Consider the following 21,100-nt stretch of genomic DNA (forward strand, 5'->3'; position numbering starts at 1 on the left):
GGAACCCTTGTCTGCTGACAAGGGTTCCCAGATTGAACACACCACTAACTTTTTATAAAAACAGACGCTGAATGTCGTTCCACGTGACAACAATCATTAATAACATTAATAAAGCAAAACCAATGAAATGGACAATTCCTTCTTTTTGTGGATCGATTGGCTTCCCACGCACAGCCTCAATTCCGACAAACAGTAATCTGCCACCGTCAAGTGCTGGTAATGGTACTAAATTTACAATTCCTAAGTTAATACTTAAAATTGCTGTCCACATTAAGAGATTCATAAAACCGGTTTGAACAACTTGATCTGTCGCATCATAAATACCAACAGGACCTGATAACATTTCAATTGAATACTGTCCGGTAACTAACATTCCTAAGTTTGTTAAAATTAATTTTGTTGTATCATATGTTTGTACAAATCCAAATTGTAATGTACCAGTTATTGATTTTTCAAAGGCACGGGTAACGCCAAGCTGACCATACACCTGCCCTTGAGCCTCTTGCTTAGCTGGTGCAACAGCAAGCTCTTCTGTCTCTCCATTTTCCCGTTTCACTGTCATCGTCAATTCTTCCTCTGGATTTTCTTTGATAATTTTATCAAATTCATCCCATGTTGAGATTGAATTCCCATTGATTTGAACAATCTCATCTCCATGCTCAAATCCAGCTTCAGCAGCGGGGGTTCCAGACTTCGCTTGGTCAATAATTGCCCGATCAACTGGAACACCTTGGATAAGTCCAAGAATAAAGAAGATTACAATGGCGAGAATAAAGTTCATCATCGGGCCAGCAAACAGTTGCATGGCACGTTTCCCAACGCTTTTTGACGCAAACTGTCGATCAAATGGGGCGATTTGAGATTCTTTTTCATCCATCACAAAAAAAGCCTTCTGATCTACTTCAAACTGTAATTTATGATCTTCCTCATCAATTTCATAACCCTCGATAATTAATTTATGATCCAGATCGGCATACTCTACTTCGATAACTCGTGCATTTGGATGTTTGGATTTATGATTAACGATAATTTTGTTTACCTTGCCTTGTTCATTAAACTCCAGCCCAATATGATGTCCTGGCTTTAATTCAACAATTTCCGGATCGTCACCCGCAACACGCACATACCCACCAACAGGTAGTAATCGAATCGTATACACGGTCTCGTTTTTTTTAAAAGAATATATTTTCGGTCCAAATCCAATTGCAAATTCACGCGCCAGCATGCCAGCTCGTTTTGCAAAAATTAAATGACCGAACTCATGAATAAACACAAGTAAACCAAACATTAATATAAACGCGATAACTGTTGTCAAAAGGGGCACCTTCCTTTAATCTGAGTCGATTAAACACTTGTCTTCCCAATAAGCAAAAAATCGCCTAGAGCTGTAATACTAATTTAAAGTGTAACCTTTTTGAGATACATAATTCAAATCCTTCGTCCAATTCGTTAGGACACAAAATACATGATATGCAATAACGGTAGAATAAATAACAAACTATCTAATCGGTCCAAGATTCCACCATGTCCAGGTAATAATTTCCCCGAATCTTTCACACCAAAGTGCCGTTTGAATGCTGACTCAACAAGATCACCAATTTGTCCAAAAATGGATACTAAAATGGTGATAACAATCATGTAGAACATTGTATGTGGGAAAGGATCAACTAATTGGAACACAATTCCAACAAGACAGGCAAGTAAAATTCCGCCAACAGCCCCTTCGATTGTTTTATTTGGACTAATTTTTGGCCATAATTTTTTCTTTCCAAAAGCTCGGCCGAAAAAATATGCTCCGGTGTCTGTCGCCCATATGACAAGCAATGCATAAAAAATGTAATTTAGTCCTGCATCTCTTGTCACAATTAAGTAGTAAAAACCTATTCCAATATAGACTGCAGACAAAAACATAAACCCAGCATCTTCAAAATTAAATGTATTCTTAGCGAAAACAGTATATGTTAATAATAACATAACAAACAGCATCATTACTTCTGATTTTTCCAATCCAATAGCTGGAATGCTATAGGTATCAAAATCCCACAACATAATCCATAGGAAAACAATTGCTAAAAGTGATGGGATAAGAAAATTACTCATTTCACGCATTTTAATCAGCTCGATTAAACCAATTGTAGCCATTAAGTAAACAAATAAAGTAAACGGTAATTCTCCGTACAATATAAATGGAACAAATACAAGTAATGCGATAATTGCAGTTATAATTCGTTGTTTCATAATTGTCTCAACACCTATATACCTCCATAGCGCCTTTTACGCTGCTGATAATCATGGAGGGCCTCCCTAAAAATTTCCTCATTAAAGTCAGGCCATAATACATCCGTAAACCAAAATTCCGAATATGCTACTTGCCACAGTAAAAAGTTGCTCAGACGTTGCTCACCACTCGTTCGGATCAATAAATCAGGATCTCTTAATCCAGTCGTGTAAAGATATTCAGAAAACACCTTTTCATCTAGTGCATCGATTGATAACTTACTGCAGTCAATGTCCATCGTGATCTCTTTGATCGCACGCATAATTTCAAATCTACTACCATAGTTTAAAGCAAAATTTAATAATAATCCATTATTATTCTTTGTTTTGTCTTTCGCATATTGGATCGCTTCTTTTGTATGGTTCGGTAAATCAGTAAAATTACCGATTGTATCAATTCTGACATTATTTTCAATTAGCTCAGGTAAATAAATATGTAAAAATTCTTTAGGTAACCTCATTAAAAAATCAACTTCTGTTTTTGGCCGTTTCCAGTTTTCAGTAGAAAATGCATATAACGTTAGAATTTCTACGTGATTATTTCTTGCAGCCTTTACTATTTCTTTTACAACATTCATACCTTCTTTATGTCCTGCTATTCGCGGAAGACCTCGTTTTTTTGCCCATCTGCCATTCCCGTCCATAATAATTGCAACGTGTTTTGGGATGTTTTTTTCTTCAATATCACATTGGCTATTTATATCATTTTGTTTTTTTTTGAAAAAAGGAAGTTTCATTGACATATTTTGTCCTCCGAGTACGGTTGATTATCCTATACAATCCTTTCAACTATAATCAATATGAAGGAAAAAAGAATTATATGACTTTATTGTGGTTAGTTAGGAACCACTAATAAGATGAATCTTCATTATAGCACGATTTTTATTTTCGTGTGAACAAAAGTCGAGCGCCCGTTAGGTACAGTTAATTATTTAGATTACCATAAAAAAACAAATGCCCCCTTAAACAAGAGGGCGGTTGCTTCTTATTTTACATGTTAAAAAATAAAAATTTCAAGTGATAGCAGATCGTTTTTTGTTCACGATTCTGCATATACACCGATACATTTATACTTCCATAATTTCCTTTTCTTTTTCTTTCGCAAGGTCATCTAATTTTGCAATGTGATTATCTGTTTCTTTTTGTACTTCATCTTGCTCACTACGTAGTTCATCTTCAGTCAAGTCGCTATTTTTTTCCGCCTTTTTAAGCTGATCATTTGCTTCGCGGCGAATATTTCGCACTTGCACACGTGCTTCTTCCACATACTTTCCAACCACTTTAACTAATTCTTTACGACGCTCTTCTGTTAAAGCAGGAATATTAATCCGGATAACTTGACCATCATTTGACGGTGATAATCCTAAGTCTGCTTTTTGGATTGCTTTTTCAACATCACCAACAGATGATTTATCAAATGGTGAAATGACTAACAATCTCGCTTCTGGTGCAGAAATGGAAGCCAATTGATTGAGCGGAGTAGAAGCACCATAATAATCTACATAAATACTATCTAACAAAGATGGATTTGCACGACCTGCCCGTACAGTGGCTAAGTTTTTGGAAAATGCTTGGACAGCCTGTGCCATTTTATCACGCATTTGCTTCAGAATATCATTTGCCATCGTTATTTCCCCCTTATAGTTGTACCAATTGTTTCACCAAGAACAACTCGCTTAATATTTCCTTCATCCGTGATGGAAAAAACAATCAACGGTAAATCATTGTCCATACACAATGATGACGCTGTTGAATCCATTACTCCTAAACCTTCATTTAACATTTCTAAATATGAAAGATTTTCGTATTTTTGCGCATCTTTATTGATTTTTGGATCATCGGTGTACACACCATCAACATTATTTTTGGCCATTAAAATTACTTCAGCTTCAATTTCTGCAGCGCGTAAGGCAGCAGTTGTATCGGTTGAAAAATAAGGATTTCCCGTGCCTGCCGCAAAAATAACGACCCGTTTTTTCTCCAAATGGCGAATTGCTTTTCTCCGTATGTATGGTTCAGCAACTTGGCGCATTTCGATTGACGTTTGCACACGAGTTGGTATTCCAATATTTTCTAAACTGTCCTGAAGTGCCAGAGAATTCATTATTGTCGCCAACATGCCCATATAGTCAGCCGTTGCGCGATCCATGCCCATTTCACTGCCGACTTTACCACGCCAAATGTTTCCGCCGCCAACAACAACGGCCACTTCAACACCTAATTCGGCTACTTCTTTTACTTGTGAAGCTATCGATTGAATGACTTGCGGTTCAATGCCATAGCCCTGTTCCCCACTGAGTGCTTCTCCACTTAATTTTAACACAATTCTTCGATAACGTGCTGTTGTCATAATAACCTCCAGAGAAAGTTTATTTTTCTGCTGATTTTACGAAGTTAGAGGATCAGATAAGTTCTAGAGAAATAGGGAACAACTCGTGTCCCCTATCCACCATTACATTACTTTTTCACTTGGCTCATAACTTCTTCCGCAAAGTTTTCTTCACGTTTTTCCATACCTTCGCCAACTTCATAGCGAACAAACGCTTTGACGGAAGCGCCTTTATCAGCTACATATTTTTTGACTTTTTGATCTGGATCTTTTACAAAGCTTTGCTCTAATAAACAAACTTCTTCAAAGAATTTTCCTAATCGACCTTCAACCATCTTTTCAACAATTTTCTCTGGTTTTCCTTCATTTAATGCCTGTGTTGTTAACACTTCACGTTCGTGATCGACATCTTCTTTAGCAACTTCATCACGTGATACATAACGTGGATTTACAGCTGCTGCATGCATTGCTATATCTTTAGCAACCGATTCATCTGTTGTACCTTCAAGAAGTGATAATACACCAATACGACCACCTAGGTGAAGGTATGCACCAAATGCATCATTGTCTGTCTTCGTTAATACAGTAAAACGGCGCAACGAAATTTTCTCACCAATCTTAGCTATTACAGATTTGATATAAGTTTCAACTGTATCACCTTCACCATGAAGTTTTTGTTGCAATGCTTCTTCAACGCTAGCTGGCTTTAATTTTACAATATGCTGTCCCAATTCAGATAGCAATTGCTTAAATTGGTCATTTTTTGTTACGAAGTCGGTTTCACAGTTTACTTCTAAAAGCACCGCTGTATTATTGTCGATTTCAATATGTGTGGAACCTTCTGCAGCAATACGATCTGCCTTTTTCGCAGCTTTCGCAATTCCTTTTTCACGTAAAAAGTCAATTGCTTTTTCAAGGTCTCCCTCTGTTTCTTGAAGTGCTTTTTTACAATCCATCATACCTGCACCTGTTTTTTCACGAAGTTCTTTTACCATTTTAGCAGTAATTGCCATAATAAATCCTCCTTAAACTATTCAATTTTAGCTGTGATTGCGAGTTCTTTAAAAAAGGTGATAAAAGGCTAATCCCCTTATCACCTGTCCTTTTTTAAAAATGAAAAAGTATAATATTCGGGGTGCTATTAAGCTTTCAGCATAATAGGCCACGTCCGGCCTGCACCTTTGTTCTTAAAAATTACTCTTCTGTTGCTTCTACTTTTTCAGCTTCAGCAGCAGTTTCTTCCGTTTCTACTACTTCTGTTTCTTCCCCTTGTTTAACTTCAAGGATAGCATCAGCCATTTTTGAAGTAAGTAGCTTAACGGCGCGGATAGCATCATCATTCGCTGGAATAACATAATCAATTTCGTCAGGGTCACAATTTGTATCAACAATTCCGATAATCGGAATGTTTAATTTATGAGCCTCTGCAATCGCAATCCGTTCTTTACGAGGATCGATAACGAACATAGCATCTGGAAGCTTGTTCATTTCTTTAATTCCGCCTAAGAATTTCACAAGACGGTCTTTTTCTTTTAGCAATCCAACAACTTCTTTTTTCGGAAGTACGTCAAATGTCCCATCTTCTTCCATGCGTTCAATATCTTTCAAGCGATTGATACGTCTACGGATTGTTTGGAAGTTTGTTAATGTACCACCTAACCAACGTTGGTTAATATAGAACATACCTGAACGTGTAGCTTCATCACGAACAGAATCCTGTGCTTGTTTTTTAGTACCAACGAAAAGAATAGTGCCGCCATCAGCAGCAAGTTCTTTTACATATTTGTACGCCTCATCAACCTTCTTAACTGTTTTTTGCAGGTCAATGATATAAATGCCATTACGCTCCGTGAAGATGTATTTTTTCATCTTTGGATTCCAACGGCGTGTCTGATGTCCGAAATGTACACCAGCTTCTAGCAGTTGCTTCATTGAAATTACTGACATATTAAATTCCTCCTATTGGTTTTTTCCTCCGTTTGAATCATTTTTGCTAAGGACCATCAATAAGTATGGCACCCCTTACGCAAATCAGCAAACGTGTGTGATTAAACTTGCTCACTTATTTTAAGTAAACATAGCATTTACACCAAAAATAAATATATCATATGGTACCCATACAAGCAAGCATTTTTATGTGTTTTTTCCGTGCAATTTTATAACGAGCTCTGCTTCCGTTTTTCCACAGTTGAGTTTGCTAGCTATTTCTTCATGTGAGTAACCCTGATCATACAGTTGTAAAATCCGTGCTTGTAAAGAGGTTTCAAAGCTGTCATCGGCTTCAGCCTCTGGCAAATCAGGGGTTGTATCTGCATATTCCATTTGATTAATCGGATCTGGTGTATTTTTACGCATTGTTGCTTGTTGGGCTTCACCTAAATCCTTCCTATCATTATTGCCAAGTCTGGCTTCAAGCATTCTATTTTCTTCTTTAATTTCCTGCAAATACGTATCAAATAGTTCCATCACTTCGCTCGTGTTATTTTGCTTTTGTTGTTTTAGTTGCTTGATTTGTTTTAATAACTGATAAATTGCTGCAAGCGTAATAACGTGTAATAAAAAACTAATTAAAAATATAAATGCTGTCATAAAACCCCTTCTATCCTGAAAAATCAATTTTATTGCCTAAATACGGGTGGTCAATAAACTGATCTTCTTGTTTCTGTTCTTCTTGTTGTTGATCTTGGGAAGTCTGATTGGAGTGATCTTGATCTTTTTTTACTTTCACTTTATCTGTTTCGGCAAATTCATTAACACGTTTTCGCTTTTGTTCATCCTGCTTTAATTGATTCGCAATAAGTGACTCCTGAGAATGTTGATTTTGCCTTGTCATTTGATCTTGAAGTTTCCCCGCATCTTGTGTTCTCGGAAGCGCTACCTGCATTTCGATTGATTTCCAGCCCAAATGATCACTTCCCTTATTCTAAAAGTGCGTGTTTAGAGTGGTTGAATCGTAATTTCATTGTTAACTAACTTCACCTGTACATGCTGATTTGTCGTATCTATTTTCCGCTTATACTTACCAAAAGCAACCATTACATTACTGTAAAGTTGTCCGCGAACTATTAATTTAGTTTCTTGTTCCTTGCCTATATGCGCATTTAGTTGATGAAGTTCTTCATCAACTTCTGCCAATCGTTCAGCTGTTTGATTGTAGGAATGTCGTTGTTTTAATTTGGTGATCCGTATTTTTGAATTTTGCGTGTCGTCTTGATCAGCTAATTTATTACCGAGTACCACTAATTTCTCCAGCGTCGCTTGTAATTCCTCTTTTTCCTCAAATAACTTTTTTTCTTTTTCAGCAATTGGTTTATCTAACCCAAATACAATCTCTGTTTGCGTACTCATTCGATTTCCAATATCTTTTGCTTCCATTGATTTACCCGCTGATAATTCACCACCGATGATATTACCTTTTTGACAATAGATATTACTTCTCGCAGTACATTCACTATGTAAAATAGAGCTTTCTACAAATAAATCATTACCTGCATGGACAATACCTTGATTAATATAACCAACATGAATACTGCCGTCTGCTTCGACAATTCCCTTTTGCAAACCGGCAATTCCCCCAGAAATAAAAATGGAACCATCAGCAATTAGGGTTGCTGCTTCTACCATACCGAATATTTTAATATCACCTTTAGCCTTCACCGTATATCCTGTTGGAACATCTCCATTTATGACAATCGATCCGACGAAATCTAAATTGCCATCTTTCATTGACAGGGTTTCATTCACTTGATAGACGTTATGAACCATAATATAACGTCTATCTACACTCACCTGCCCATCTGCTATCGCATAAAAAGAGTGATCCTGTTGATTATATACTACATTTTCACCCGATTTAATTGACACAGGTTTTCCAGGATACGCCGGAACTTCATTACCATATACATCTATCCCGTTTGTCCCCTCGGTGGGCATGTAGACCGTTGCTAAACGTTGACCTTTTTGAACAGATGGGATCCGCATCACATCACGAAAATTCCATTCAACAGATTTATCAAACTCTGGATTAAGACTGAACGCATATTGAATTTCTCCATCTTTTCCATGCTTAGCAGGAACTCCTTTTGCAATCATGGTTGGGAAATCAATGTCTTCAATCCTCGTAACAAGTGATTGAACAGCATCTTCGAGAATACCTTGCTGAATCTTATCTTTAATTAAAAAATCACGCCATGTATTTTCGGTCCATTTGAAGTTCGTATCTTCTAGCTTATCTGTTCGGTATAATTCTGCCGTCATACGATCAGTTGTCATTTTGATATAAAAATAGTCTTGCAAGTCCCCCACTACTAATTCTCCTTTACAGAAATCGCTTCATTAGATAATATCATTTGAATCAAAAGAATTGAATCTGTTTAAGCATGTATTTTTTGCAATGTATTTCGCAATTTAAATATTGCTTTTCGGTGAATTTGTGAAATTCTTGATGTTGTTAACCCCAAAACATGACCAATTTCTGTTAACGTTAATTCTTCATGATAGAATAAGCTAATTACCATTTGTTCATTTTCGTTCAAGGATTTAATACCTTGTGCTAATTCTTGGTTTAGCTCTGACTGCATCATTTGTTCATCCGGTAAAACGGATGCCTCGTCAGGTAAGATGTAACCAATACCTTCTTTATGTTCATTAGTTGCTTCCTTTGGTTTATCTTCAATTGATAAGACATTAGCAAATAGCGTATCACGTATCAATGTTTCCACTTCCCTTGCTTCCAATCCTACCTTGGTGGCAATCTCTTCAGAAGTTGGAGAGCGGTGAAGTTTTTGTTCTAATTCCACGGACACTTTTTCGATCTTTTTCGTTTTTTCTCTTATAGATCTAGGGAGCCAATCCTCTTTTCTTAATCCATCAATAATAGCACCACGAATTCGGAACGATGCATATGTGTCAAATTTTAAATCACGATTTGGATCAAACTTTTTTAGCGCATCAAATAAACCCATTAAGCCGAAACTTTTAATATCATCTTTGCTGACATTACTTGGCAAATGACTAGCAATTCGTTCCACATGAAAACTTACCAGGTACATATAATTTTGGATTAACTCATTTGCTGCATCATTATCCTTATTTTCTACCCAGTTATGCCATAATTTTTGTTCCAGAGGAGATTTGTTTGCTGTCATTGTATCACTCGCTCCTCTCATCATTACTTTAAGAAGTTGTAAGAGTTACCTTCAAAGCCTCAACATGTTCTCGGTATTACACGTTATATGAATGATTCCCCCTGATTCACCTTACGTATCTTTAATTCACCCGTACTTGGCTCAAATTCAATCGTCCTTCCACAATTCCCACCTACATCTGCTGCAACAATTGGAATATGAAAATCATGAAGCTTCTGCTCAACAGCTTCGACATTTCTCGGACCAATTCGCATAATTTCTGTTGTAGATGTAAATTGAAACATTTGTGCTCCACCAGCTAGTTTTGCCTTCAATTCAAATCTTCTTGCACCCATGGAATATAGCCTCTCCATTAATATATCCATTGCAGTATCTGCATATTTATGTTTATTGATCGTTTTTTGTTTTGCCATTTTTGAATCCGGTAACATGACATGGGCAAGACCAGCCAACTGTTTTGGCAAGTCATAAATAACAACACCTACACATGAACCAAGCCCTGACGTACGAATTGTATTTGGTGCACGTACAACATTCAAATCAGCAATTCCGACCTTGACAACAGTTTGTGTGTCATTCATGGTCATCAATTCCTAAACTTGCAAAAATTCTCCCAAACGATGACGGGTCAGGTAACAACAAAAAGTGACCACGAATTCCGTTTTCTGCTAATTGCTGATTTATTTTCGTATCGATTATAATGGCATAATCTGTTACTTGTGACAACTCGAGTAATCCCACTGTCAAAATTGCTCCAGCCATATCTATGCTAAGGGAAGGAACTGACGGCTGCATATTGATATTTGTGAAATCAGATAATGCCGACAGATATGATCCCGCTAAAATATTTCCCACTTCCAGCAGAGCTGAAATCGCTAATTCATTTGGCTGTTCCACATCGTTAAGAATAAATTCAGGGTCTGATGTCACTGCTCTAACTAAATATTCGGCTTCATCTTTTGTCAGAATAAAATAAACCGTACCAGGTGCTGGGCCTTGGATACGAATAAAAATCGCTACAATCAATTCTTCTGGACCACCGATCATATCCATAACTTCGTCAAAGGCAACGACTTCAACAGCAGGGACTTGCATATCTACCTTCGTATCAAGCAGTTTTGACATCGATGTTGCTGCATTCCCTGCGCCAATATTCCCAATCTCACGTAAAACATCCAATTGAACATAGGATAAACGATTATTAAATTCCATATAGCATTATCCTTCCACTGTTTTCAACTCATTCATTTCATTCTTTGATAAAACTTTTTGAAGGTCTAATAAAATTAATAAGCGATTTTCAAGTTTTGCAACTCCTTGGATATAGTCAACATCTACCGACCCTACTACTTCAGGTGCTGGTTCAATTGCGCTTTCTGGAATATCGATAACATCATTGGCTGCATCAACAATTAAGCCAACTTCGATATCATCCATATATACAATAATGATTCGGGTTGAATCACTAAATTCTGTTTCTTCTATTCCAAATCGTTTTCGTAAATCAATAATTGGCGTTACAACCCCACGCATATTAATAACACCTTTTACGAAATCAGCGGTTTGTGGAACTCTGGTGATTGGTTCAATCCGTTCAATCGAACCAACCTGTTGTACCGAAACAGCATACTCCTCATCTTTTAGTTGAAATACAATCACCTTATGATCCATTACCGTTTCATTTTCCATCATAATCCCTCCATTAGCTTCTTTATCAAAATTCGCTTCCATTTTTCCTACATAGTGTCCGATATTGACCTTTTATTTAAGGCGTAGTTGATATAAACTGCGACACAACTTGAAATGATGGTTGGTGCGTCTACCCGCTCCGGAAATACACTACGCTTTCCGCGGGCGGCTGTTGAGCCTCCTCGAGCTGGGGTGCTCGTCGCGTAGCAGGAAATTCGATGAAGTAGCGTTCCTCGCAACTCGAAGCTTACTCGGTGGGAGTTTTGCTCGTCGCTCTGCGGGGTCTCACCTAGGCCTTTCCTCCCGCCGGAGTCTCCGTGTATTTCCTCCGCTGGTATTGTATTTACTATCATTAACCGTAGTAGTAAGTGTTCTATAAAGTATCCTACCACTTCACTAGTCCGGGTGAGCGGTGGGGTGGTGACTCCTGCGGGAACAGCACGTGTCCGAAGACCCCGCAGAGTGGTTTTCTCGAGGAGGCTGAGGCCGTGCCCGCGGAAAGCATCCACCCGGAGCGATCCCGGACGACGAGAAATGCACATACTTATAGAAAAGAGCCCAGCAGTTATGTAGCAGTTTATATCTTTTGTATAAAAAACAACAAATATTTTCGATGGGGCGAGTATCGCAGTCCCAATCTTTTGGCAAACAGCCTTATTTAATTAATGCATTGCAATCAATAATTAATGCTACTTGTCCATCTCCAAGGATTGTCGCTCCGGAGATGGCGAACACGTTTGTTAAATAATTCCCAAGTGATTTTAAAACGATTTCTTGTTGGCCGATAAAGGAATCAACAACAAGACCGGCTAGTTTATCCCCTTTTCGAACGATTACAATGGATTCGTAATCATTCTCTTGCGCATCCTCTGCCGGTACAGCAAAAATATCTTTAAGAAATACAAGCGGTATTACGTTTCCACGAAAATCAATTACCTTTTTATTGTGAGCATGCATGATTTTATCTTTATGGATAATAGCTGTTTCAATAATGGATGATAATGGAACAGCATATTTTTCTTGTTGCAATTCAATTAGCAATACAGATATAATCGATAACGTTAATGGTAATTGAATCGAGAAAGTCGATCCTTTATCCATTTTGGCATCAATTGAGATATTTCCACCTAACGATTCAATTGTATTTTTTACTACATCCAACCCAACTCCGCGGCCAGAAATATCGGAGATTTTCTCTGCAGTAGAAAAACCGCTTGCCATGATAAGTTCATAAACTTGATTATCTGTTAAAGAATTCGCTTGACTTTGGCTTACTACTTCATTAGCTATTGCCTTTTCCAATACTTTGTCTCGGTTGATTCCAGCACCATCATCGGAAATTTCAATAAAGACGTGGTTTCCACTATGATAAGCTTCCAGTTGGATTGTACCTTGTTCAGGCTTGCCTTTTTGTTTACGAACATCAGGGGTTTCAATCCCGTGATCCATCGCATTCCTGATTAAATGTACTAACGGATCCCCAATTTCATCAATAACTGTCCGGTCCAGTTCCGTTTCTGCACCAATTATCTCGACTTCAACGTTCTTTTGTAAATCCCGTGCTAATTGCCGTATCATTCGAGGGAAGCGATTAAAGACCTGATCAATTGGTACCATTCTCATTGTTAAAATAATGCTCTGTAAATCGCCTGAAACTCGCGTCATTCGTTCAACCGTTTCTTGTAAGTCATTATGATTCAATTCCGTGGAAATTTGTTCTAATCGTCCACGATCAATAACTAATTCCTCAAACAAATTCATTAGAACATCCAAACGATCAATATTTACTCGAATCGTTTTACTTGTTGATCCTTTTGTTTTTTGCTTAACTTGTTTGTCTGAATTTTGATCATCTGGCGTATTTGCTTCTTGTTCCACTTCAGCTTGCTGTTTCTTCTGTTCCTTTTGTTCCTCTTGTTCTTGATTATAGGCTGAAATAGAGAAATGATTTACGGTAACTTGATTAATCTCAGATACCTTCCAAATTCGTTCCTCTATTTCCGTTTGCTCGAAATTGGAAACGAGCAACACTGTAAATGAATTTTCGAAATTTTCTTCTTCTAAATCATTTACCGTAGGCTCTGATTTTATTACTTCACCGAGTTTTTCTAGTACTTCAAATACCATGAACACGCGGGCACCTTTTAATAGGCAATCTTCGCGCAGTTCAACCGTTATTTCATAATTGGAGAATCCCCGATCAGCCGATTCATTTAAGATAGATAATTCGAATTCATTTAATGTAGCAACTTTTTCCAGCGAAGCAGCTGTATCTAGCTGTTGCTGTGGTTGTTCGCTTTTTGCTTGACCTGTTTCTTCCCCATTTTCGATTCTTTCCAATTGATCAACTACTTCACGAACATTTCTACTGCCATCACCTTCATTTGCAATATCCTCTACCATTGCATTCAAGTGGTCAACTGCATCAAATAATACGTCCATCATTTCTGTTTGAACTTTTATTTTATCATACCGAATTCCATCAAAAACATTTTCCAACTTATGTGTTAAATTCGCTAAATCACTATACCCCATCGTAGCAGACATGCCTTTTAATGTGTGGGCAGCACGGAAAATTTCATCAATGATTGTTTTATCAGTCGGATTTTTCTCTAATTCTAGTAAATGTTTGTATAATGATTCCAGATGCTCTGTGCTTTCGTCGATGAATACATCTAAATATTCTGTCGTATCCATGTTACATCCCCCCTGAGCTTTTTACCAACTGTGTAATCGTATCTCCTACTTGGTGCAAATGTGTAATATGGTTAACACAGTTTGTTTTGATGGCTGATTTTGGCATACCATATACAATTGATGATTCTTCAGCTTCAGCAATTACGATTGTTTGCTTGTCCATTTCTTTTAACTGTTTAACACCTTCTGAACCGTCATGGCCCATACCAGTTAACACAACCGCAATTTTGTTTACGTTATTGATTGTAGCTAATGATTTGAACAAAACATCAACAGCAGGTCTGTGTCCGTTTAGCCCGTCTTCCTGCGTTAATTCAATCGCAAGTGAAGTACCTACTTGGCGTATTTTCATATGAAAATCACCTGGCGCAATATAAGCTGTATGCTGTTGGAGTATTTCACCATGTGTTGCTTCTTTCACATGAATGCCTGCCAGTGTATTTAATCGTTCTGCTAATGATTTAGTAAAACCCGCTGGCATATGCTGGACAATTAAAATCGGTGCCTGAATATCGCTAGGCAAATCCGTTAACACTCGCTGTAGTGCTCTTGGGCCTCCTGTAGACGTCCCAATGGCAACGACTGTCTTCGCATGCTGCTGGGTTATCCGGTCTGTTCTTGTTTGTTGAACAGAATCAGTAACTGTACCCGTTTTTTTAGACATTTGCGCATGTGCTGCAGTAACCACTTTGTTAATAATTTCTTGTTTCACTTTCGTAATGTCTAACGATATGGAGCCAGATGGTTTTGTAATGAAATCAACTGCACCGTTTGAAATAGCCTCCACTGTTTTGGTTGTACCTTCCTTTGTTATACTTGATACCATTACAACAGGTAGTGGCGTTTGACTCATAATCATCTTTAGTGCTGTTATTCCATCCATGATCGGCATTTCCACGTCTAATGTGATAACATCAGGTGATAAAGCCTTTATTTTATTTATTCCATCCTCTCCATTTCGTGCAGTACCAACGACATCCAAACGACTATCACTATTAATGATATCGGCGATCATTTTCCGCATAAATGCTGAATCGTCAATAACTAAAACACGAATGGGTTTCATTTTACGTTACCTCTCGATCATTAATTGTTTTAACTTCTGTACGAAAGAAAATGGTTCCTTTTTCGTTAAGCTGAATGACTTTGCTAGGTAATTAGCCGCAACTTGTTTCACCGCTTTCGAAATAGCAGCCTTTTCATTTAGTAACACATATGGAATTTGCCTTATTACCGCTGTAGTTACTGTTTTATCATCAGGTAGCACACCCATAAGTGAAACATTAACCTGTAAAAATTGTGATACGACACGTTGGAATCGTTCTAGTGCTTTCGTCCCTTGTTTTGTTGACAGTGATCGATTCATTACTACATATATCGGCATATTTTGCTTATTGTTTAAAATATGTTTAATCATACCATATGCGTCGGTAATCGATGTCGGCTCTGGTGTTGTGATAACGATACACTCATCTGAAGCCATGACAAACTGAAGACTATCATGGGTAGCGCCAGCGCCCATATCGAAAATAATATAATCATACATTTGTACTAGTTCATTGTATTGATCAAGAAAAAAATCTATTTTGGCTTGATCCATTGTAAAAAAGTCTGACAACCCAGAACCAGCAGCAATATAGTGAAGTTGGTTTGGACCTTCCTCAATAATATCATGAATCGATAATCGATCGTTAAACATGTCGACTATCGTTCTTTCTGACTGTAGTCCTAATAAAATATCAATATTTCCCATTCCAACATCCAAATCAAATAGGAGAACCGTTTTTTGATTATTTCGTAACTCCAACGAAAAATTCAACGCAAAATTAGACTTGCCAACGCCACCTTTTCCGCTTACGATGGCAATTGTTTTTGCTTGTTTTGGGTCTTGGGCAATGGTTAATTTTCGACGTAAACTTGCTGCTTGGTCATGCTTCACCGTTTTCACCCACTATGAGCTTACTAACAACGTCAGCAGAAGGTTTTGTTAAATCATCCGGAACACCTTGACCATTTGTTAGATAGGCAATCCCAATTTGCTTGTTTAACATCACATTCAGCATACTGCCATATTGTCTTGTTTCGTCTAACTTTGTGAAAATCAGCTCTTTAATCGGTATATGCTGAAACTGCTCATAAATATCAAGAATATCTTTAGGTTTTGCCGTCAGTGACAAGACAAGATATGTCTCCACATTTTGGTCAAAATTGATACTCTTTTTTAATTCTTCGACATATTGTTTATCACGGAAATTTCGACCTGCTGTGTCAACAAGAATTAAATCGTAATCTGAAAACTTGTTGATTGCTGCTTTATAATCATCATTATTATAAGCAACCTCAATTGGTACATCTAAAATTCGGGCATACGTTTTTAGCTGTTCTATTGCTGCAATCCGATATGTGTCCGCTGTGATAAAAGCAACTTTTTTGTGATCATTCAACATACACGATGCTGCAACTTTTGCTAGTGTTGTTGTTTTTCCAACACCAGTAGGACCAACAAAGTGAATAATTTGTTTATCATACGTAACACCAGTAAATGATAAATCATGCAATCTTCTAGTAATTTCCTGCTTTGTATCGCGGAAAATTTGTTCAATCGCTGGCGTTGCACTATTACCATTATGTTGTTCAATGATTTTGTCTATCAAATCGGTTGCAAGCATTTCTGTGACTTCTTGATCAAGCAAATGTTGATAGACTACCTGGTATTCCGGTGAAAAATTTGTTTTTGTTTGCGCTGATTGCAGTTCGATCATTTTTTTTAACTGTTGAATTTCTTGCAAAACCTCATGATCCGTCTTACCCGATGCTGCTGTAGAGGAAGTTTCTTTAACAACTGGCTTGATCGGCTTTTCTTGCTTTGGTTTTTTTGGCTGTGGATCAAGCGCAGCCACCACTTCAATCTTTCGTTTTTTAAGGAGGCCAAAAATCCCACCCTGTTTGATTTCCTTTGAATTAAGGATGACAGCATCAGGACCAAGCTCTTTACGAATTTGTTGCATTACTTCCGGCATTGTTGGTGCTACATATTTTTTTACCTTCATGCTACATTCACCACCCCAACACTTTGAACCTGTACACTTGGTTCTAATTCATTATATGACAAGACAACAACCTGTGGTAAAAAGCGATCAATTAATTGTTTTACGTACATCCGGATTGCTGGTGAGCATAAAACAATTGCTGTTTCCTCTTGTAATGCCAGCTTCTCAACTTCCTCATGTATCGTTTTAATAATTGTCTGTTGTGTTTCTGGATCCATGGATAAATAATTTCCATGCTCTGTTTGTTGGATGCTTTCTGCAATTAATTTCTCGACCTTGCCTGAAACCGTGATTACTTTTACAGATACATCATTATTTATATATTGTTTCGTAATTTGCGATGATAATGCTTGCCTTACATATTCCCCGAGCAATTCAGTATCATTTGTCAGCTTTGAAAAATCTGCAAGTGTCTCAAAGATTATCGGCAAATTGCGTATCGATACATTTTCTCGTAATAACTTGGCAAGAACTTTTTGAACTTCACCAATTGCAAGTGGTTCCGGTGTCACTTCTTCAACCAGAATTGGATCATTTTCCTTCAAGTGATCAATAAGCTGCTTCGTTTCTTGTCGACCAAGTAATAGATGTGCATGTTGTTTGACTACTTCCGTAATGTGGGTAGATACAACAGATGGAGGATCTACCACCGTATAGCCAGATAATTCAGCTTCGTCCTTATATTCCTCACTTATCCATTTTGCTGGAAGGCCAAACGCTGGTTCTTTTGTTTCAATACCTTCCAATGTGTCCTCATCCATATCTGGTGTCATGGCCAAATAGTGATCCAATAACAATTCCCCTGAGGCGACTTCATTTCCTTTGATTTTTAGACAGTATTCATTAGGGTCTAACTGGATATTATCACGAATCCGTACAACCGGTATAACCATTCCAAGCTCGATCGCCAGCTGCCTTCGTATCATGATCACCCTATCAAGTAAATCACCGCCTTGACTTGTATCTACTAGTGGAATAAGAGAATAACCAAATTCGAATTCGATTGGATCCATGTTTAATAGATTGATAACATTTTCCGGCGATTTCATTTCTGATGATTCGGTTTCCTCTTCTTCCTCTATATCCGGTATTTCCGGTTCACTCGATTGCTTCTGTAAATAATAACCACTAAGTCCTAATAATGCAGCGAGTGTAGTCGTAATAAAAAAGTTTATCGGTGTTAATCCAAGCAGAAAAATAGCTCCGGCAGCAATATATAACAATTTCGGATATTGCAAAAGTTGCCCCGTTACTTCTGTGCCTAAATTTCCTTCACTTGTAGCTCTTGTTACAACAATTCCTGTAGCCGTCGAGATTAGCAATGCTGGAATTTGACTAACCAAACCATCGCCAACAGTAAGTCGCATAAAAGTGTTGATTGCTTCTTGGAATGACAAATCCATTTGAACGATCCCAATAATTAGCCCAAAAATGATATTGATTAATACAATGATAATTCCGGCGATAGCGTCCCCTTTAACAAATTTACTGGCACCATCCATGGAACCATGAAAATCTGCTTCAGCTTCTACCTTTTCACGTCTTTCTTTCGCTTGTTGTTCCGAAATCAATCCAGCATTTAAATCTGCATCAATACTCATTTGTTTTCCTGGCATTGCATCCAATGAAAAACGAGCAGCTACTTCCGAAACACGTTCCGATCCTTTCGTAATGACCAGGAAGTTAATGATAACCAAAATAACAAATACCACAAATCCAACTAATGGATTACCGCCAATAACAAATGAACCAAATGTATCAACAACGCCACCAGCTTCCCCTTCTGACAGAATTGACCTTGTTGTGGAAACGTTAAGTCCCAGGCGAAATAAAGTCAACAGCAAAATTAAAGTTGGAAAAACGGAAAATTGCAATGTATCTTGTGTATTCATAGAAACTAAAATAACAATAAGTGCAAGTGATATGTTACACAAGATCAAAATACTTAAGAGCCATCCCGGAAGCGGCACAACTAACATAACAATTATTAAAATTACTCCTAATAGAACAGATAAATCACGTGCCTTCATCGATGTCACCCTTTTTGCTTAAACTTTGTTCTCCATGCGATAGACATATGCTAAAATTTCTGCTACCGCTTGATAAAATTCTTCTGGAATAACGTCACCTATTTCAATAGCGTCATATAACGCTCGTGCTAATGGTCGGTTTTCTACTGTGATTACGTCATTCGCTTTAGCAATTTCCTTGATACGAAATGCCGTGTGGTCGACCCCTTTTGCAACGACGTACGGCGCACTGGCTGTTTCTTCATCATATTTAATCGCGATGGCGAAATGGGTTGGGTTCGTAATGACTACATCCGCAGTCGGAACTTCACTCATCATCCTTCGGGTTGCCATTTGCCGCTGTTTCTCTTTTATTTTTGATTTAATTAAAGGATCGCCTTCCATGTTTTTGTGCTCATCCTTAATATCCTGTTTTGACATTTTAATGTTCTTTTCAAAATCATATCGCTGATAGGTATAGTCAAATACGGCTAAGAATAGTAGCGCAATGGCAGCTGCTATTCCCATAATAATCGTAACTCTGCCAAAAAAAGCTAATGCACTATCAATGTTTTTAAAGGATAGCATCATCATTTCATCTTTATAAATCCATATAATTGAAAATGTAATAACTCCAATAAAAGTAATTTTCAATAACGATTTAACAAGTTCTACCAACGCTCTCGCTGAAAAAACTTTTTTTGCACCTTTAATGGGGTCGAGTTTTTTTAAATCAAACTTTAATGGTTCTGTTGTAAATAAAAAGCCAATTTGCGTAAAATTAGCAGCCAAGCCGGCTATAATAGCAATTAACATAATTGGTGCCAACATTTTTGCTACTTCTATTGTAGATTCTGTAAAAACCTGATGAACCGTGCTTTCTGTAACATCCCATTGAATATACTCGGTAAAAGCATGCTGATAAATTGAGACCAGGCTATCTTTCATAAAGCTGCCAAAAACAAATAAAATCAAAAAACAGAACAACAATAGAAACGCCGTGTTAATATCCTGACTTTTGGCAACTTGTCCCTTTTTCCGCGAATCCTCTCGTTTTTTAGGGGTTGCTTTCTCGGTCTTTTCACCTGCAAAGAATTGTAAATCTAATTTTAATTGCAAGTTACACACCTCCGAATAATTGCATTAAACCCCTCATCGTATCAAACATGGTAGCGAACAAACTTTTCACCAACATGATATATAAACTTAAAAAGAGCAAAATAACGACAAAACTGACAACGATTTTCAACGGTAAACCTACAACAAAAACGTTTAGCTGTGGCACTGTTCTAGCGATAATTCCTAAAGCAACATCGACTAAAAACAAACAGCCAACGATTGGGATGGACATTTGAAATGCAATCAGAAACATTTGATTAAACGCATCAATTACATAATCAATAATCGATTCATCTTGAAATGGGACGAATGCATCAATTGGAATTAAATTATAACTATAATAGATTCCGTCTATTAACAAATAGTGTCCATTGACCGATAATAGAAATAGAAGTGCAATTATATAAAAATATTGACCTGTTAATGGACTTTGTGCACCTGTTTGAGGGTCTATCACATTCGCAATTGCAAATCCCATTTGAAAATCAATAAACCCACCAGCAATTTGGATTGCAGCGAGAATGATATAAGCGATTAAACCAATCAAAAGGCCAACAATCACTTCTTTAATAAGTAATAAAAAATAAGTTTCGTCAAGCGCCACTCCTGTTGCATCAACTGTATAAAACATGGTTAAAGCGAGAAAAAAACTAAATCCGATTTTAAACTGCATCGGAATGGTGCGATAGGAAAATAACGGTAATGTTACAAAAAAAGCAGCAACACGTACAAATATAAGCAAAAAAACCGGTACACTAGCTAAATTAATGATATCTAACATGC

The 21,100-nt window shown here is 37.4% G+C and carries 21 protein-coding genes; all 21 read right to left on the reverse strand.

Annotated features, from left to right (window positions below; genetic code table 11):
- Positions 1–52: 52 nt before the first annotated feature.
- The gene (rseP, locus tag C8270_RS14900; protein ID WP_106497592.1) at positions 53–1,315 is read right to left on the reverse strand and encodes an RIP metalloprotease RseP; all 1,263 of its coding nucleotides are present in this window, start codon (positions 1,313–1,315) and stop codon (positions 53–55) included.
- Positions 1,316–1,449: 134 nt separating this feature from the next.
- A complete protein-coding gene (locus C8270_RS14905) occupies positions 1,450–2,238 on the reverse strand; it encodes a phosphatidate cytidylyltransferase (RefSeq protein ID WP_106497593.1) in 789 nt (262 codons plus the stop codon).
- A gap of 14 nt (positions 2,239–2,252) precedes the next feature.
- The gene (locus C8270_RS14910) at positions 2,253–3,020 is read right to left on the reverse strand and encodes an isoprenyl transferase (protein ID WP_106497594.1); all 768 of its coding nucleotides are present in this window, start codon (positions 3,018–3,020) and stop codon (positions 2,253–2,255) included.
- 324 nt (positions 3,021–3,344) lie between these two features.
- The gene (gene frr / locus C8270_RS14915) at positions 3,345–3,902 is read right to left on the reverse strand and encodes a ribosome recycling factor (protein WP_106497595.1); all 558 of its coding nucleotides are present in this window, start codon (positions 3,900–3,902) and stop codon (positions 3,345–3,347) included.
- A 2-nt stretch (positions 3,903–3,904) separates the two neighbouring features.
- Positions 3,905–4,627, reverse strand: a complete 723-nt coding sequence (gene pyrH / locus C8270_RS14920; protein WP_106497596.1) for a UMP kinase — start codon at positions 4,625–4,627, stop codon at positions 3,905–3,907.
- Positions 4,628–4,734: 107 nt separating this feature from the next.
- Positions 4,735–5,619 (reverse strand): translation elongation factor Ts, encoded by an 885-nt coding sequence (gene tsf / locus C8270_RS14925; protein ID WP_106497597.1) that lies wholly within the window; start codon positions 5,617–5,619, stop codon positions 4,735–4,737.
- A gap of 181 nt (positions 5,620–5,800) precedes the next feature.
- Positions 5,801–6,553 carry a 30S ribosomal protein S2 gene (gene rpsB, locus C8270_RS14930; RefSeq protein WP_106497598.1) on the reverse strand — a complete coding sequence of 251 codons (753 nt, stop codon included), beginning with the start codon at positions 6,551–6,553 and terminating at the stop codon, positions 5,801–5,803.
- Positions 6,554–6,739: 186 nt separating this feature from the next.
- The gene (locus tag C8270_RS14935) at positions 6,740–7,195 is read right to left on the reverse strand and encodes a DUF6115 domain-containing protein (RefSeq protein WP_106497599.1); all 456 of its coding nucleotides are present in this window, start codon (positions 7,193–7,195) and stop codon (positions 6,740–6,742) included.
- A 10-nt stretch (positions 7,196–7,205) separates the two neighbouring features.
- Positions 7,206–7,511, reverse strand: coding sequence for a hypothetical protein (locus tag C8270_RS14940; RefSeq protein WP_106497600.1), 306 nt, complete (start codon positions 7,509–7,511; stop codon positions 7,206–7,208).
- Between the two features lie 32 nt (positions 7,512–7,543).
- Positions 7,544–8,911 (reverse strand): DUF342 domain-containing protein, encoded by a 1,368-nt coding sequence (locus tag C8270_RS14945; protein WP_106497601.1) that lies wholly within the window; start codon positions 8,909–8,911, stop codon positions 7,544–7,546.
- 68 nt (positions 8,912–8,979) lie between these two features.
- A complete protein-coding gene (locus C8270_RS14950; protein WP_106497602.1) occupies positions 8,980–9,753 on the reverse strand; it encodes a FliA/WhiG family RNA polymerase sigma factor in 774 nt (257 codons plus the stop codon).
- 83 nt (positions 9,754–9,836) lie between these two features.
- Positions 9,837–10,334, reverse strand: a complete 498-nt coding sequence (locus C8270_RS14955; protein ID WP_106497603.1) for a chemotaxis protein CheD — start codon at positions 10,332–10,334, stop codon at positions 9,837–9,839.
- A complete protein-coding gene (locus C8270_RS14960; RefSeq protein WP_106497604.1) occupies positions 10,327–10,965 on the reverse strand; it encodes a chemotaxis protein CheC in 639 nt (212 codons plus the stop codon). Before C8270_RS14960 ends, C8270_RS14955 begins: the two co-directional genes overlap by 8 nt.
- Before the next feature lie 6 nt (positions 10,966–10,971).
- Complete coding sequence (locus tag C8270_RS14965; protein WP_199794684.1) at positions 10,972–11,442, reverse strand: chemotaxis protein CheW; 471 nt, start codon at positions 11,440–11,442, stop codon at positions 10,972–10,974.
- A gap of 654 nt (positions 11,443–12,096) precedes the next feature.
- Positions 12,097–14,139 carry a chemotaxis protein CheA gene (locus tag C8270_RS14970; RefSeq protein WP_106497605.1) on the reverse strand — a complete coding sequence of 681 codons (2,043 nt, stop codon included), beginning with the start codon at positions 14,137–14,139 and terminating at the stop codon, positions 12,097–12,099.
- Position 14,140: 1 nt separating this feature from the next.
- The gene (locus tag C8270_RS14975) at positions 14,141–15,205 is read right to left on the reverse strand and encodes a protein-glutamate methylesterase/protein-glutamine glutaminase (protein WP_106497606.1); all 1,065 of its coding nucleotides are present in this window, start codon (positions 15,203–15,205) and stop codon (positions 14,141–14,143) included.
- Between the two features lie 6 nt (positions 15,206–15,211).
- On the reverse strand, positions 15,212–16,078 hold the full coding sequence (locus C8270_RS14980) for a MinD/ParA family protein (RefSeq protein ID WP_106497607.1): 867 nt from the start codon (positions 16,076–16,078) through the stop codon (positions 15,212–15,214).
- Positions 16,068–17,189 carry a flagellar biosynthesis protein FlhF gene (gene flhF / locus C8270_RS14985; protein WP_106497608.1) on the reverse strand — a complete coding sequence of 374 codons (1,122 nt, stop codon included), beginning with the start codon at positions 17,187–17,189 and terminating at the stop codon, positions 16,068–16,070. The genes C8270_RS14980 and flhF overlap by 11 nt, the downstream gene beginning before the upstream one ends.
- Positions 17,186–19,219: a flagellar biosynthesis protein FlhA gene (flhA, locus tag C8270_RS14990; RefSeq protein ID WP_106497609.1), complete on the reverse strand. Its 2,034-nt coding sequence runs from the start codon at positions 19,217–19,219 to the stop codon at positions 17,186–17,188. The genes flhF and flhA overlap by 4 nt, the downstream gene beginning before the upstream one ends.
- An 18-nt stretch (positions 19,220–19,237) precedes the next feature.
- On the reverse strand, positions 19,238–20,317 hold the full coding sequence (gene flhB / locus C8270_RS14995) for a flagellar biosynthesis protein FlhB (protein WP_106497610.1): 1,080 nt from the start codon (positions 20,315–20,317) through the stop codon (positions 19,238–19,240).
- Between the two features lies 1 nt (position 20,318).
- Positions 20,319–21,098, reverse strand: coding sequence for a flagellar biosynthetic protein FliR (gene fliR / locus C8270_RS15000; RefSeq protein WP_106497611.1), 780 nt, complete (start codon positions 21,096–21,098; stop codon positions 20,319–20,321).
- Between the last annotated feature and the right edge of the window lie 2 nt (positions 21,099–21,100).

Origin of the sequence: Lentibacillus sp. Marseille-P4043 (assembly GCF_900258515.1) — a bacterium.
Lineage (GTDB): Bacteria > Bacillota > Bacilli > Bacillales > Amphibacillaceae > Lentibacillus_C.

Bases quoted from the DNA above. Each gene is read 5' to 3' on its own strand.
- frr (WP_106497595.1), bottom strand. From the start codon at position 3,902: ATGGCAAATGATATTCTGAAGCAAATGCGTGATAAAATGGCACAGGCT.
- C8270_RS14965 (WP_199794684.1), bottom strand. From the start codon at position 11,442: ATGGAAAATGAAACGGTAATGGATCATAAGGTGATTGTATTTCAACTA.
- flhF (WP_106497608.1), bottom strand. From the start codon at position 17,189: ATGAAGGTAAAAAAATATGTAGCACCAACAATGCCGGAAGTAATGCAA.
- tsf (WP_106497597.1), bottom strand. From the start codon at position 5,619: ATGGCAATTACTGCTAAAATGGTAAAAGAACTTCGTGAAAAAACAGGT.
- C8270_RS14970 (WP_106497605.1), bottom strand. From the start codon at position 14,139: ATGGATACGACAGAATATTTAGATGTATTCATCGACGAAAGCACAGAG.
- C8270_RS14910 (WP_106497594.1), bottom strand. From the start codon at position 3,020: ATGTCAATGAAACTTCCTTTTTTCAAAAAAAAACAAAATGATATAAAT.
- fliR (WP_106497611.1), bottom strand. From the start codon at position 21,098: ATGTTAGATATCATTAATTTAGCTAGTGTACCGGTTTTTTTGCTTATA.
- C8270_RS14935 (WP_106497599.1), bottom strand. From the start codon at position 7,195: ATGACAGCATTTATATTTTTAATTAGTTTTTTATTACACGTTATTACG.
- C8270_RS14905 (WP_106497593.1), bottom strand. From the start codon at position 2,238: ATGAAACAACGAATTATAACTGCAATTATCGCATTACTTGTATTTGTT.
- C8270_RS14975 (WP_106497606.1), bottom strand. From the start codon at position 15,205: ATGAAACCCATTCGTGTTTTAGTTATTGACGATTCAGCATTTATGCGG.
- flhA (WP_106497609.1), bottom strand. From the start codon at position 19,219: ATGAAGGCACGTGATTTATCTGTTCTATTAGGAGTAATTTTAATAATT.
- C8270_RS14955 (WP_106497603.1), bottom strand. From the start codon at position 10,334: ATGAATGACACACAAACTGTTGTCAAGGTCGGAATTGCTGATTTGAAT.
- rpsB (WP_106497598.1), bottom strand. From the start codon at position 6,553: ATGTCAGTAATTTCAATGAAGCAACTGCTAGAAGCTGGTGTACATTTC.
- pyrH (WP_106497596.1), bottom strand. From the start codon at position 4,627: ATGACAACAGCACGTTATCGAAGAATTGTGTTAAAATTAAGTGGAGAA.
- C8270_RS14950 (WP_106497602.1), bottom strand. From the start codon at position 9,753: ATGACAGCAAACAAATCTCCTCTGGAACAAAAATTATGGCATAACTGG.
- C8270_RS14960 (WP_106497604.1), bottom strand. From the start codon at position 10,965: ATGGAATTTAATAATCGTTTATCCTATGTTCAATTGGATGTTTTACGT.